The 14,908-nt window shown below is 65.9% G+C and carries 9 protein-coding genes; 6 read left to right on the top strand and 3 right to left on the bottom strand.

Annotated elements, in window-relative coordinates; all coding sequences use genetic code 11:
* Window positions 1-65: 65 nt before the first annotated feature.
* The gene (locus ACGFK0_RS27490) at window positions 66-1,532 is read right to left on the bottom strand and encodes an RNA polymerase sigma factor RpoD/SigA (protein WP_392909784.1); all 1,467 of its coding nucleotides are present in this window, start codon (window positions 1,530-1,532) and stop codon (window positions 66-68) included.
* Between the two features lie 120 nt (window positions 1,533-1,652).
* Here ACGFK0_RS27490 and ACGFK0_RS27485 point away from each other — a divergent pair, with 120 nt between their 5' ends.
* The 4 genes from ACGFK0_RS27485 (at window position 1,653) to ACGFK0_RS27470 (ending at window position 9,078) form a co-directional block, all read left to right on the top strand.
* Window positions 1,653-4,778, top strand: a complete 3,126-nt coding sequence (locus tag ACGFK0_RS27485; protein WP_392909782.1) for a helicase-related protein — start codon at window positions 1,653-1,655, stop codon at window positions 4,776-4,778.
* Window positions 4,775-6,628, top strand: coding sequence for a DrmB family protein (drmB, locus tag ACGFK0_RS27480; RefSeq protein WP_392909780.1), 1,854 nt, complete (start codon window positions 4,775-4,777; stop codon window positions 6,626-6,628). Before ACGFK0_RS27485 ends, drmB begins: the two co-directional genes overlap by 4 nt.
* Window positions 6,622-7,728, top strand: a complete 1,107-nt coding sequence (locus tag ACGFK0_RS27475; RefSeq protein ID WP_392909778.1) for an AAA family ATPase — start codon at window positions 6,622-6,624, stop codon at window positions 7,726-7,728. The genes drmB and ACGFK0_RS27475 overlap by 7 nt, the downstream gene beginning before the upstream one ends.
* Before the next feature lie 93 nt (window positions 7,729-7,821).
* A complete protein-coding gene (locus ACGFK0_RS27470) occupies window positions 7,822-9,078 on the top strand; it encodes a hypothetical protein (RefSeq protein WP_392909776.1) in 1,257 nt (418 codons plus the stop codon).
* Between the two features lie 422 nt (window positions 9,079-9,500).
* On the opposite strand, the gene ACGFK0_RS27465 is transcribed toward ACGFK0_RS27470, so the two are convergent.
* Entirely contained in the window at window positions 9,501-10,634 is a 1,134-nt protein-coding gene (locus tag ACGFK0_RS27465; protein ID WP_392909774.1) for a serine/threonine-protein kinase, read from the bottom strand.
* A 445-nt stretch (window positions 10,635-11,079) separates the two neighbouring features.
* Window positions 11,080-12,249 (bottom strand): HNH endonuclease signature motif containing protein, encoded by a 1,170-nt coding sequence (locus ACGFK0_RS27460; RefSeq protein ID WP_392909772.1) that lies wholly within the window; start codon window positions 12,247-12,249, stop codon window positions 11,080-11,082.
* 465 nt (window positions 12,250-12,714) lie between these two features.
* Here ACGFK0_RS27460 and ACGFK0_RS27455 point away from each other — a divergent pair, with 465 nt between their 5' ends.
* A complete protein-coding gene (locus tag ACGFK0_RS27455) occupies window positions 12,715-13,197 on the top strand; it encodes a MobC family plasmid mobilization relaxosome protein (RefSeq protein ID WP_392909799.1) in 483 nt (160 codons plus the stop codon).
* Window positions 13,194-14,738, top strand: a complete 1,545-nt coding sequence (locus tag ACGFK0_RS27450) for a relaxase/mobilization nuclease domain-containing protein (protein ID WP_392909770.1) — start codon at window positions 13,194-13,196, stop codon at window positions 14,736-14,738. Before ACGFK0_RS27455 ends, ACGFK0_RS27450 begins: the two co-directional genes overlap by 4 nt.
* The last annotated feature ends 170 nt before the right edge of the window (window positions 14,739-14,908 follow it).

The raw sequence follows: 14,908 nt of genomic DNA, 5'->3' as shown, positions 1-14,908 counted from the left end.
ATCGCCATGGCCGCCCTCACCCGCGGCGGCCTCTGCCCACCCCTGCCCGGACGCCTATAACCCGATCAACGACCCACGGAAACGACACAAGGGCCGTTCTTCTTCTCGGCGGTTTTCTCGAGGCGCTTGCGCAGGTGCGCAGGGAGCTGTCTGCGGAGTTCAGCAGGAAGTTGTCCGCGGATCTGGTCGAGGGCCTTCGCCTCCAGTTGCCGGATGCGTTCACGGGTTACGTTGTAGTCGCGACCGATCTGCTCCAGGGTCTCGGGCTCGTCACCGTTGAGGCCCAGGTGTCGGCGGAGAATGTCGACCTCTTTCGGCTGGAGAGGCGCCAACCACTCCTCAACGGCCTGCTCGGAAATCATCTCCTGCAGGAACTCCTCTGGTCCCGGCGTGGTGTTGGGCAGAGACAGGAAGTCGCCCAGGTGGGCTCCATCACCGATAATCCGGTCCAGGGAGTCGCTGACTTTGCTCAGTGCGCGTACCTCGTCCACTGTGCGGACGTCCAGCCCGGTCGCGATCGCAACATCGACTGCAGTCGAGGGTTTGCCTGCCCGACGCAATGCTGACTCTGTGGCCGTGACCTTGCGCATTTTCTCGTGCATGTGCACTGGGATGCGGATGGCCGCGCCCTCGTCCGCGACAGCCCGGCTGATCGACTGCCTGATCCACCAGGTGGCGTAAGTGGAGAACTTGTTGCCCAGCCGCGGGTCGAACTTCCGGACGGCGCGAATGAGGCCGAGGGTTCCGTGTTGGGCTAGGTCTTCCTCCTCGAGCCCCTGTCCCAGGTAACCCATGACGACGCTGTACACCAGCCGCGTGTTGTGCAGTACGAAGGTGCTGCGGGCGACTCTGCGAATGTCGTCGGCGGGCAACGCCAGGAGTTCCTCGTCGGATGGCTCGACTCCGGCGCGGTCGACGCCGCCGCGTAGCAGGATGCTGAGCCCCAACTCCTCAGTGACGCTGAGGAGGCGTCGACCGGGGTTGGCGCGGAATCGGTCCTCGTTGATGAGGAGCTTCGCCGCGGTGACGGCCCGCTCGAAGTCGTACGTCGGGCTGGTGCGGTCCGCGGCGGGCTCGGGCTCGTGCTCGATCGTGGTGGCCGGTTCTGGCCGCGCAACGGCCGGTTCCGGATCCGGTACTGCGATCCCGGACTTCTTCGCGCGCTCGGGGAGCGCCGCGATCTCTTCGGCGTCCAGGCCGGCCAGGCGGCCGAAACGGCTCAGCTGCTCATCCGTGACCGGACCTGTGGGGATGTGGCGGCGTACCAGCGCTAGGACGTGATCCGACCGATCGGGAAGTGATGCCGTGGCGGTGGGCTGGTGCGCGATGACCTGCAGATTCATCTCGGCCAGTGCCGTGATGACGCGCTCGCGCGCCTCCAGTGACAGCCCCATGTGCTCGGTAGCGTCATCGAAGACCCGGGCGGGCACAACGCCGTCCACGGCGCTACTTCTCAGTTGCCGCAGGACGCGGGCGACGGCTTGGTGCAGGCCCGGTCCGCCCGGGGACGAGGCTGGCGTGTCGACGGACATGCCCTGGACGTTGCCATAAGCCACCGACATTCGTGACAACCGAGTTTTCACCTCGCGCGTCTGTGTGGAGAGGCATTATAAGTACCTTGATGTCCGGATGAGGCTCGGAGGAGGCGGACGGTGTCACGCGAGGACCTGCTGGGCTATCTCCGGCAGCAACTGATCGGGCCGGTCGGGGACGTCGCCGAGCTGATCGAGGAACCGCCGAACCGGCGCTACCTCATGGGCACGCTATACCCGCAAGACACCGACCGGCAGCAGACCCTGACCGAGGGCGCCGAGGTCACCGAGCCGGACAGCGCTCCGGAGGAGGCGTCCGAGGAAACGCGTTTCGCGGACGACACCGTCCCGGACGCCAACGCCTGGCTTCCGTCGTCGATGGGCATCTCCTTCTACACCGACGCCGACGAGTTGACGCTGGTCTGCCGGGGTGCTCGCTACGAGACGCGGCCGGGCAGGGTCAGGAAGTGGCAGCGCGTCCCGCTGGAGGACTGCGAGGAGACCTTCAAGGCTGGAGAGGCCGAGAGGAACATCTGGAACGCCCGGGCGCAGATACGCCTGCGGTGGCGTTCGTTTGCGGGCAGGCGGTTGGTGACCGTCGCACTGGTCAACGCCAAGAGCGCTGTAGGGGACCACGGGTCCCAATGGGACGACATGCTTTTCCAGGTCTCGCTCGAGGTCAGGCCGATCGGCGGTGAGCTGCTGCAGTATCCGAGCATCCGGCTGACGAGCCGCGACCTGGAAGAGCAGGAGTTGCGCCTTCAGTACCGGCACGTGGTGACGCGCGCCGTCGGCCACAGCTGCGCGGTCGACGAGATCATCGAGGACGGCCGGGTGGCCGGGCTCCGGACCCAGATGATGCCGGAGGCAGAAGTGCCGGCCATCAGACCCGCCGGGCCGTCTGGGCTGTCAGTGCTGAAGCTCGCACACCTGTCCGACCCGATGGTGAAGCCGTCCCAGCTGCACACCGAGATCACGGACTTCATCGGCGGTTACCGGGTGTGGTGCCAGGCGCAGCGCGACATCAAGGTGCCGGCTGGAGCGCAAAAGGCCGCCGAGCGCATCCTCGACAGACTGGACACCGCGGTCCGCAGGATGGAACTGGGGGCCGAGGCACTGTTCGCCGACCCCTCTGGCGATGCCCTTCGCGCATTCCGGCTGGCCAACCGGGCGATGGCGCTTCAGATGCGCCACTCGGCGCAGGATCTTGCGGGGCGGCGCCGTCCGCGCTCAGAGGCCGTTCCGCTGGACCCGGAGCCCTCACCCGACGCGGCATGGCACCCCTTCCAGCTCGGCTTCTTCCTGCTGTCGGTCTGCGGGCTGATCGACGAGTCCCACTCTGACCGCCAGGTGGTCGACCTGATCTGGTTCCCCACGGGCGGCGGCAAGACGGAGGCGTACCTCTTCCTGGCCGCCTTCGAGATGATCATGCGTCGACTGCGGCATGGAGACGGCGGCGGCGGCACCGCCGTTCTCAGTCGGTACACACTGAGCCTGCTGACGACGCAGCAGTTCCAGCGCGCCGGGACGACCATCTGCGCCCTGGAGCACCTCCGGCTGAACGAGGAGCCGGTGATTCCAGGCGGCCCGTTCAGCATCGGACTGTGGGTCGGGGGCGGCACCACTCCCAACAAGTTCGCCGAAGCGCACGAGAAGTTCCGGCAGGAGCGCGAGGCCGCCAGGCCGAAGGACGTCTTCATCCTGGACCGCTGCCCCTGGTGCGGCACGCAGGTGATGCCTACCGCCAAGTCCACGGACATCGACGACTACGGAGTGCGGACGACCGAGACGTCCTTCCGGTTCATGTGCCCGAGGGACGAGTGCCAGTTTCACGAGCGGCTGCCGGTGGCGGTGGTCGATGAACATCTCTACGCGGACCCGCCGACGTTCGTCCTCGGCACTGTGGACAAGTTCGCTCGCCTGGCATGGGAGCCCCATGCGGGCCGGCTGTTCGGGGGCGGGCGTCCGGACAAGGGCGGTGAGCACCTGCCCCCCTCCCTTGTGATCCAGGACGAGCTGCACCTGCTCACCGGTCCGCTCGGCACCACCGTGGGGCTGTACGAGGCCGCCGTTCTCGAGTTGTGCTCACGGAATGGAGGCCAGACGCCGAAGGTCGTCGCCTCCACCGCCACCATACGGCGAGCGAGCGAGCAGATCCGAGGGCTGTACGGCCGCGAGGTTCAGCTGTTCCCGTCAGCGGGTCTGGACGCCCGCTACTCCTACTTCGCCGAACCAGACCACACCGTCCCGGGACGCAGGTACGTCGGCGTCATGGCGCAGGGCCACACCGCGGGCCGGGCGACTGCGGTGACCGCGGCAGCAATGCTTCACGCCCCAATGGAGCTTCCCGAGGAGCACCGCGACGACTACTGGACGCTCGTCGCCTACCACCACAGCATGCGTGAACTGGGGCGGACGCGTACTGCGGCCGGCGACGAGATCCCCGCGCATCTTCGCGGCCTCGGCACACCGGAGCGCCGTCGTGAGCTGCCCGAACGTCAGGTGGAAGAACTGTCCAGCAACCTTGAGAGGTCGCAGCAGCCCAAACTGCTGGACCGCCTTGAGCTGAGTTACAAGGACCCCGACAGCGTCTCCATGGTCGTCTGCACCAACATGCTGTCGGTCGGAGTAGACGTGAAGCGCCTGGCACTGATGCTCATGCTCGGCCAGCCGAAGGCGACCGCAGAATACATCCAGGCGAGCAGCCGCGTCGGGCGGCACGGGGTTCCGGGGCTTGTGGTCACCTTTCTCAACGCCACGCGGTCCCGTGACCGATCGCATTACGAGACGTTCGGCACTTTCCACCAGGCGCTCTACCAGCATGTCGAGCCGACCAGCGTGACCCCGTGGTCGGACCCGTCCCGCCGCCGGGCTCTGCATGCCGCGTTGGTGATCCTCGTCCGGCACGGCCTCGGGCTTTCGGCGGACGATCAGGCCGGTGACATCCTCCACCACGTTGCCGAACTGACCGAGGCGACGTCCCGCCTGGCCCGCTGGGCGGCCACGGCGGACCCGTCCGCCGCCGACGAGGTCAGGGCGGACCTGGAAGGACTCCGCAGTGAATGGCTGGATGCGGCCGAGCAGGCGAGGCAGGCCGGCAAGCGCTTCTACTACAAGCCCGCAGGCAAGGCGCAGCTGAGTCTGCTCAAGTACTTCGACCGGCCCGGCGGTCTGTGGGAGGCGCATCATTCCATGCGGAGCGTCGACCGCGAATGCCAGGTCATCGTGAAAGGGGCCGGGGAATGAGCACCCGCAAACTACGCGTCCGGCAGGCGCAGACGGTCGTGCCATTCGGAGTTGGGGCAGTGTTCGACGTCCAAGGCGAATCGTTTGTCGCGGCCGGTACCGCCGACTGGCCGTCGCCACGGCACCTGGAGCGCATCCACGCGCCCCGGCTGGAACGAAAGCTTAAGGTCACGGGCTTGTGGGCCCCGTTGCAGGCACCGGTCGCCGACTACGATGTGCCCAATGCGTCCGGACCGGCCTTCATCCGCTTCCCAGCCTGGCTCTTCTGCGGGTCATGCCGGCGGATGACGCACTGGCGGATCCAGAATGAAAGGTTCGGGCACCCACCCTACTGCTCTTTCTGCAGCCCTCAGCAGAAACTCACTCCGATGCGTTTCGTTCAGATCTGCGAGTCCGGACACCTAGGGGACGTCGACTGGTGGTACTGGGCGCACTCCGAGCTCACGCGGGAGGAACGCGACAGATGTCCTGGGCCCACGGCGCTCAGCTTCGAGGCAGGGGAGAACGCCACCGGGCTCGAAGCTCTGACAGTGCGATGCCGGCACGAGAAGTGCAAGGCGGCGCGGAGGGACCTGCTCGACATTCTCGGGACGCAGAATATGCGCTGCTGCGGGCGCAATCCTTGGGAGCGGTTGAGCGAGCGCAAGCCCTGCGAGGAGCGGATCCATATCGTGCAGCGGACAGCGGGCAACGTGTACTACCCCATCGTCCATTCGGCGCTGGACATCCCGGCTCCTGCCGTGCCCGCGGCGGCCGACGACGAGGTCACGCGGCGGGTACAAGAACACCCGTTCTTCGACGCGCTGTGCCAGCTGCCGGACACGCCGGGAGCTGACAACCTCATCGAGGTCATCGCGGAGGCGGCCAAGGCCGATCCAGCGCTCGTCAGGCGGCTGATCGCGGAGGAGACCGGCCGACCCACCGAATCTGAACCAGCCTCCACAGCCGATGAGAGTGATCTGAGCACGGGCGAGTGGGCTGCTTTCACTGCGACCAGCCCCGAGCGCAGTGCTCATTTCGTCACCCACGAAGTCGGCTTGGGCTCGTCGCAAGAGCCGCCGTGGACCGAACTGGAGGCGAGGATCTCCCGGGTTGTGATCGCCGAACGGATACGTGAGGTCCGCGCACTCCAGGGGTTCAGCAGGGTCTCCCCCGAGAGCCGGATGATTCCGGTGGACTCCTCGGGACGCCGGCGCTGGATGCCCGCCGTCGAGGTATTCGGCGAAGGTATCTTCCTGACATTGGACGAGGAACTGCTCGGACAGTGGGAAGCCCGTCCGGAGGTTCGTGCACGAACTGCCGGAATGCAGGCGGACTTGTCAAAGTCGTTCCAGCGGGACCGGATCGGAGCCTTCGCCGGTGAACGGCTGCTGCCTCGGTTGCCTTTGCTGCACACCCTGGGGCATCTGCTCGTCCGGCAGTTGTCCTTCGAGTCCGGGTACAGTGCCGCGTCGCTGTGCGAGCGGGTGTACGCGCGTTCTATGGAGAGCGGTGATCATCAGTACGGGCTGCTCGTCTACACCGCCTCTGGAGATGCGGAGGGAACACTGGGCGGTCTCGCGCGCCAGGGCAAGCCCGACCTGTTTCCCGAACTCCTCCTACGGCTCCTGGAACAGGCTGCCTGGTGCTCAGCCGACCCGCTGTGCTCAGAGCACGGCGGTCAGGGGTATGGCAACCTGAACCGGGCGGCGTGCCACGCCTGTGCGCTCATCCCGGAAACCAGCTGCGAGGTGGGCAACGTCCTACTCGACCGGGTGATGGTGGTCGGTGGCTCAGGAGTTCCGGGGTTCTTCGAACCGGTCGTCGAGCAGGCCCGGGAAGAGGCGGCACACCGGGTCGGTGCATGGTGACCATCGGCTATCTCGACCTGCTCGGCGGGCAGCGCTCCGTTCTCGACCGGCTCGTCGAGCCCGGCCATCACCTTGTCAGCGGCCCGCCGGGATCCGGCAAAAGCCTACTCGCCGTCCAGCACGCCGCAGCGCTCGAGATCTCAGGCCGTACGGTGACGTTGATCGCGCATTCGAAGCTGCTCGGGCATCATCTGCAGGCCGATGGGGCCGGGCTTGGTGCGTCGTTGCCGATCATGACCTATCACCGCTGGGTGCACGCCTGGTATCGGGAGGCCACGGGCTCGCCGCTCGGCGGAGCGAGGATCGGCGCCTTCGACTGGACTCGCCTGATGTCCGCTGCCCTGTTCGACACCGGACGACGAGGGCATGTTGTCGTCATCGACGAAGCCCAAGACCTCCCGCCGGAGTTCTTCAGCCTGTGCAGGGTCCTTGGAATGGACGTCATCGCGTTCGCCGATGAGTACCAGCGGATCACCGATACACAATCAACGCTCGACGAGATTGAGAAGGCTCTCGGCGGGTGCGGTCGGCTCGAGATCAGCACCAACTTGAGGAACTCGCGCCAGGTCGCGGAACTCGCCCGCCATTTCTACCCGGGGCTGCACCAGCCCCCGATGCCGCACCGGGACGGGCCCGTTCCGGTGCTGATGTGGCGCCCGGAAACGCGCCGCCCTTTCGTGCGCTGGCTGGCTCACTATGCCGAGAATAATCGCACGCTCAAAATCGGTGTGGTGGTCAAACGCAGTCGCGAGCAGCGCAGCCTCCTGGGGGAGATCGAGCGGGAAAGCCCAGGCTTGCGGCCGCAAATATACGTCGGTGCCGCGGAAGACGAACGGTATCGGACAGTCGACCCGAACCGCCCCGGAATCCGGCTGGTGAACCGTGCGAGCGTCAAGGGCTTGGAGTTCGACACTGTGATCGTCCCGGACGCGCATCTGGACGCGGGTGACTCGTCCAGCGTCGAGGTGAAAATGTTGTACTACGTACTTGTCACCAGGACGCGCGGGGAACTATTCATCTCCTACTCGGGTGATCAGGAGCCACAGTTGTTCAAGGAGATTCCTAATCGGACGCTCATCCGGCGAGTGCTACCTGATTAGGTCGGGCCTGGCGTCAGGAGGTCTGTGAACAGGCCCCGGAGCTCGCGCACCTCGACCGCCCTTGACCTCGGGAAGCCACTTCAGGAGCCGACGATGGACAACGAACTACAGCTGATCAGCGACGGTGATGGAATAGCGGTCATCGGGAATGCGACGGACGTCGAACGCTTCCTCGTCTCGGAGGGACTGCCGTCGAAGGACCTCGGGCTACAACGCCTCAAGTCCGTTTCCGCCACCGGGGCTGTAGCAGCGCAGGCAGGTTCGGAGATCGCCGCCAACTCCGGCCGCTGGGTGCAGTTGACACAGGAGTCGGCGCAGGCCATCAAGAAGTACGGGCTGAGGGAAAGCTCGAAGTCGGGTCTCAGCACAGGTGTGGTGAAGGGGAACAAGGGGCAGATCGGGGGATTCGTCGAATTCGCGAAGGCCCCCAGGGCGCTGCTGACCAACCCGGCGATGCTCGCTGGTGCCGCGGGAATCATGGCGCAGATCGCGATGCAGCAGACCATGGACGAGATCACCGACTATCTCGTTACGATCGACGAGAAGGTCGACGACGTGCTGCGCGCCCAGAAGGACGCGGTGCTGGCCCGCATGATCGGAGTGGGCTTTGTCATCGAGGAGTCCATGACCATCCGAGAGAAGAGGGGCCGGGTCGACGAGGTCACGTGGTCGAAGGTGCAGACTGCTCCAGCGACCATCGCGGAAACCCAGGCCTACGCATTGCGGCAACTCGACGCACTCGCCGAGAAGATGGAGCGCAAGACCAAGATCGGGGATCTTGCCGCGACGGTCAAAGAGGCCGAGTCCGTGGTCCGGGAGTGGCTCGCTGTTCTGGCCCGCTGCTTCCAACTGCAGGACGCGATCGCCGTGCTCGAACTCGACCGGGTGCTGGACGCCTCTCCGGAGGAACTGGACGGGCATCGCCTCGGATTGAAGGCTGCCCGCCAGGACCGACTGGAACTGATCTCACGGTGCACCGAGCGTCTAGTGGCCCGGATGGATGCGGCTGCCGGCACAGCCAACGCGAAGGTGCTGCTGCACCCGACCAAGTCCCCGGCGGTAGTACAGGCGAGCAACCACGTAGCGGCCGGCGTCCACGACTTCCAGGGACGGCTTGGGATCGAGTCCGGTCGGCGGTCAGCGGAGGCGAGACGATGGGCGCACGCGGCCGCGGAAGTGAGGGACAAGGCGCTCGAGACAGGAGCGAAGGGCGTCGATGCGGCCAGGAGTCACGGGAACGAGACCCTCAACAGAGCCAACTCGGTCAAGGACAAACTCTCCAGTGAGATCGCCGAGCGAGCGCGTCGTCTGCGCGGGGACGAGGAAAAACGTGTTGAGAAGGCCGAGTGAGCCCTGAGCGTCAGCGGCGTTCGAAGCCCGTTCTCAACGACGGTCGAAATCTGGCTCTGGCACACATTCCGTGAAGAGGCTGGTCTGGTAGGTCACGGTCCAGAGGGTTCTGGCCGGTAGCCGGTGTCGTGACCGCGAGCATAGCCGTGTGTCGATCAAGGAACGGGTGACCGTGCTCTTTCCCCATCTGGCTCGCGTGTGCGTGCAGTAGACGCTGCGACCTGCGGTGATGCCGAGCAGAAGACGAGACAGTGCAGGCATTCTGGCCGGTCCACCGCACGAATCATCCCGTGGTTAGCGGGCTCAACCGCTAACCACCGTTCCGACCTTCACCGTTCTGACCGGCCGCTGCTGATGCCGCTCGGCCGCCTCTTGAACGGCTTGGGCGGCGTCTGGGATGGAACCTCCGGAGCCGGCCCGACCTAGGATCCGGCACGCCGGGTTCTGATGTCGCGGTAGCAGAACGCCGCGGTGATCAGGGCGGCGAACCGCAAATTGAACGTCCAGGACGTGTACGCGAACAGGACGGCGGGCAGGACGAAACGCTCCAATGTTTCGCGGACTACGCCTGCGGACAGGCCGCCCAAGTGCGCAGGTGTAGTCGACGATGGTGTGTCCGATCGGGTGGGGGCAGACGAAGCCGCGTCTGGCGTTGTGAGGGGCCGGGTTCGGCTGCCCGGCGGATTCTGCGGCCCGGGTGCTCGCTCCTGGGCGAGCTGGAGGAGTTCGGCGTGCAGCCGGTCGGTGGTCGGGCGGTGCGCCGGGTCGCGGTGCAGCAATGCTTTGAGCATCGGTTCCAGAGGTCCGGCGTGCACGGGCGGAGCGGGATCCTCGGTGGCGATGGCGACGAAGAGCGCTCCGGTGTTCGCCCCCTGGAACGGTGCGTGCCCTTCCACCGCGGTGTAGAGGGTGGCGCCGAGCGACCACAGGTCGGAGGCGGGCGTGGCATCTTGGCCGCGTACCTGCTCGGGCGCCATGTAGGCGGGGGTGCCCAGGATCGCGCCCGAGGCGGTCAAAGTCGCGTCGCCCTCGACGGCCGCGATGCCGAAGTCGGTCAAGACGACGCGGTCGTCCTCCAACAGGACGTTGGCGGGCTTGATGTCGCGGTGGGTGATGCCCGCCCGGTGCGCCGTGCGCAGGGCGTCCAGCATCTGCAGCCCGATCTGCGCGACCTGTTGGGGCGGCAGTGGCCCCTCGGTCTTCAGCAGGTCGGCCAGGGACTGTCCGCGCACCAGTTCCATGACGATCCATGGGCGCCCGTCCTCGCCGGTGACGCGGTCGTGCACAGTGACGATGCCGGGGTGCTTCAGCCGGGCGGCGGCACGCGCCTCCCGGTCCAGCCGCGCGATCCAACTCCGCCGCTGCGCGTCGTCCAGCGGCTCGGGCAGGCGCAGTTCCTTGACCGCCACCTCACGGTCGAGGTGCTCGTCGCGGGCCTGCCAGACCGCCCCCATGCCGCCCCGGCCCAGCAGACCGGTCAGCCTGTACCGGCCCGCCAGCAGCCGCCATACGCCACCTGGCGCGCCGCCTCCTGCTCCAGCGGTTCCAAGGCCCACCCCTCAGAGAAACATTCGTGTCTGACCGAGTCAGATGATCTCAAAGGGCGATCAACCATGTCTCCATCCCAGAGAACGGCTTTGTGCTGAACAGCACGGGGAGCGCACCCGGGGCCCCGGCGCTGTCGGGAAACGTTCGTTTCTCAACTCTCGCCGATTACCACGTGGCGGCGAAGGACGGGGAGCGGATCGGGTGCGCCGAACGGAGCGGCACGGCCCGGTCGAGGACGGTCGGTTCATGACCGGGAGGGGGAGCGGCTGCAGGGCAGGATCAGTAAGCGGCAAGGGCGGTCGCCGAACTGGTGCGCTGACACCGCGAGCGCACACCCGCTGGCACCGTCGCCCTGGCCGTCCGTTCCGGCTACGACACCGACGAGAGCGGGCGCCTCCACACCTGGTTCGAGCTCACCTAACGGCCAAGGGCACGCTGGCCTGCATGCGGGAATCAGGCTTGGGCCACCCAAGCCATGTGTCTCGCCCGCGCCTCCGAGGCAAGGATTTCTCTGAGCTGCTCGCCCGTTCGACCTCTAGTCTTGATTGCGTGGCAGTTGGGGCAGAGAGCGACCATCTGGATAGGGTGGTCGCGCCCCCACGTGGCTCGATCCTGGACGTGATCTACCTCAAGAATTGGGCCACCGTTCTTGGTCACGTCATTAGGCTGACCGGTGCACAGCGGGTTCTCGCAGTGACCGTCGCTTCGGATCAGCACAGCTTTGGTGGCGGCCGTAGAGCGTACAGGCTGCTCACGGGCAGTGGTTGAAGTGCGGTCGTGGTCGCCACGTTCTTCAGCGGCCTCTACAGTCCGACAGAGACGCAGATAGGCCTCCAGCTGATCCGACCCAGTAGGCGATGATACGTCAGCGCGTTCTCGGTGCAGGCCGATTTGCATCAGCAGCGCCTCTGGAGGGGCACCTTCGAAAAAACGCGTGCCGAGTGTCGTGATGGCTTCTGTCCGGGTCGATTCGCTAGACGCAATGATCTCATACACCCAAGCCATGAGGCCACAGTAGGGATCTTGTTCTTCAAGCCAGCTGATCGGTTTGCCGTGTGCGGCTGGAATGGCTCCAACATGGCCCGGCAACTCCCACAGCGCTGTATGTGCCAGCGCAACGATGGGAAACTCAGGGGTCGGCCTCGAACTCGGCTGGCCGTACTCGCGCATTAGGTAGCGCAGCTCGGCATGGGCATCTCGCCAGGGCACAAGGCGCGGACGGCGGTGTGCTGCCCTTCCGAACGCCCAGAGGAGGGTAATCGGCTGATGTCGGGCGGGTCCATCAGCGGTGCTGGCGATCCGTAGCGTCTCAAGGATCTCAATCAGGCGCCGTCGAGGTGCGATCGGCTCATCGTTGGCCACCTCGAAGCCCAGGCGTGTGAGGAGCCGGACGACTGTCTGGCGACCGCCGGAAAACTGATCGGCGGTCAGTGGCCGACCTGTCACGTGGCGGTACGCCACTCCCACTATGGCCTTGGAGTCGTAGTAGACACCATCGTGGTATAGGAAATACTGGCGGGCTGGTGCGAAACCGTAGCGGTCTAGGAAACGGTGACGTCCAAGCTCATCACACTCGGCGATCGTGTGGAGGACGGCCTCGCGTGTGATCACCTGCAGATCCATGGGGTCATGATATGCCCGATTTGGGAAAAATTCCCAGTAGGTCCCCTGGCTCCCGGCAGGCGACGAGAATCGACGAGTCGGCTCATTGGTTGCTGACTGCCCAGCAAGTGGTCTGTGCTGTAGCGAGCTTGGACCGCTGCCCGGTGTTCAGGCATGGCCGGAAGTGGTTCCTGCTCTCGAAGCACGACGGCCGGCATGGCTAACTGATGCCGCTGTCCTCAACTCAAGAGCTAAGACTCACCCCTATGCGACGAGCATTGGCGAGTTGCGCGGCGCTTTACGGTCGAGAGGGATAGTCTGCTGACAGCCTCTCGGGGAGCTGAATTCTCCATAACTCTGCGGCACGCCCCGACCCGCCGCGACAGCATAAAGGATCGAGGGTCACGTGCTGGTTGGGTTTGGCTGCCGTACTGCTTAGAGGCTGCAAGGTAGGACCGTGTCGCGACACGTTGCGGATTCGCGGGAATCCGCCGCACACACTTCCTGTGGTCGGGACTGGGCGCGGTCCAGTACGAGTCGATCGGAGGTGGAGCGACGAGCGGCGAACAGGTCAACCAGCCACGCAAACTGCAGCGACGTTCCCAGCTTGGCGGAGGACGTCGGCGGGATCGGGAGATGAGGTTCCGAGTCAGCGACCAGGAGTACACGGAAATCCGCGCGGCAGCCCAACGAGCAGGAGCTGCCTACGGAACATTCATCGTCCACACCGTCCAGGCAGCCACTCGCCAGCAGAGATTTGGATACCAGCCGACCGCGGAACTCTGCGAAGAACTGCGCGGCATCGCTCGACAGTTAAACCGAATCGGCGTGAACCTCAATCAGCTGGCGCGCATCGCGAACGCGACGGGACAGGTGCCCGGCGAACTGCTTGCTGCATTGTCGTATCTGGAGAACGTCCTCCGTAGAGTGGACGCTTCGTCCGTCGAGATCGGTCGGCTCCTACGTTGATCGGCAAAGTCACCCGCGGCCAGGGCATCGCAAGGCTGCTGTCCTACCTCTACGGCCCTGGCCGCCGCAACGAGCACATTGATCCCCACATCGTCGCGGGTTTCCGACTCCCCATGACCCTGGAACCTGGCCTCGACGCGAGAGGCGATCGGGACTTCCGCCACCTGGTCGGTGTCCTGACATCCCCACTCGACACCCTCCGGCACACACCCCTGGCGTTGCCGATCTGGCAGTGCTCGATCCGAGCGGCCCCAGAGGACCGAACCTTGTCCGACGACGAATGGGCCGACATCGCCGAAGAGGTGATGCACCAAACCGGATTCGCCCCCCGAGGTGACGACCAGGCATGCCGCTGGATCGCAGTACGGCACGCCGACGACCACATCCACCTCGCTGTCGTCCTGGCCCGCGAGGACGGACGCAACCCCAACGTCCACCGCGACTACTACAAGGTCGCCAACGCCTGCCACATCGCCGAGGAACGCTACGGCCTCACCCGAACCGCGCCCGCCGACCGCACAGCAGCACCCCGACCGACCCGAGCCGAGACAGAACTCGCCCATCGCCAGAACTGGCCAGAGCCGCCTCGCACAACCCTCCGCCGGCACGTAGCCACCGCAGCCGCCGGAGCCGAAACCGAGGACGACTTCTTCGCCGCCCTCGAAGATGCTGGAGTGCTGATCAAGACCCGTGAGAGCGCCCGCACTCCTGGAGAGATCACCGGTTACGCGGTCGCGCTTCCACACCACACCAACCAAGAAGGCCAACCGGTCTGGTTCTCCGGAGGAAAGCTCGCCGCCAACCTCACCCTCCCCAAACTCCGCCACCGTTGGTCAGCTCCACACGGAACTATCCCCTTTGACCAGCGCGCCTACAGCCGCAGCATCGAGCTGACTCACCAGGAACGATCTGCGGCCTACCAGCAGGCTGCCCGAGCCGCCGCCGCGGCGACCTGGCAGATGCGCCACATTCAGGACCCGGCCGTCCGCGCTGACGTGGCCGCCGCGACCTCCGACGTCCTACACGTGACCGCAGCAATCACCGGCAACAGAGAACTCGCACGCACTGCCGACTGCTACGACCGCGCAGCTCGCGAACCCTACGGATACCAGCCACCACCGACGCCCTACGGCGCGAACCTTCGCAAGGTTGCCCGAGCCCTAGCTTATTCCGAAATCCGAGGACGACGCGGTCGCCCTCCGGACCTTGTGAGTGTCCTCTCTGATCTCATCCTGCAACTCGCCGCCCTGATCGAGGCGATCGCAGAGTCCAGGCAGCTCCAGCACCGTGCCGCACAAGCAGCAGCCGCACGCAAAGCTGCTGCGCAACTCACCAGACTCGGCCGGCCAGATCCACGACCGCCGTCCCCGACGTTGCCTCGGATGCCAGCGCACCTCACTGCGGAGCACAACGCTGCACGACTCGCGGCCGCCGCGTTCCCCGTCCCCCTCAGCCATCATCTGACAGAAAGCCCGTATCAATCCACCGGACCCGCACCTCCGCAACCCGGCCCGCACCGCCGCCGCGGCCCATCGCGGTAGCTCGACCAGCAAGACTCCCACGCCACGCCACGCCGCGCGGGGTCGTGGCGTAATGATCAGAGCGAGCGCATACTAACGGAGCGCAAACAACGCTAACGATGCGCAACCTATGCACCGGTGCAGTGCTCGGAAGGACGAACCTGCGCTACCTCGTCCCCACCAGACAGAGA

This window comes from Spirillospora sp. NPDC048823 (assembly GCF_043198445.1).
Classification (GTDB): domain Bacteria; phylum Actinomycetota; class Actinomycetes; order Streptosporangiales; family Streptosporangiaceae; genus Spirillospora.
Note: the sequence above shows the minus strand (reverse complement) of the source record. Positions and strands in the feature narration are given on the sequence as shown.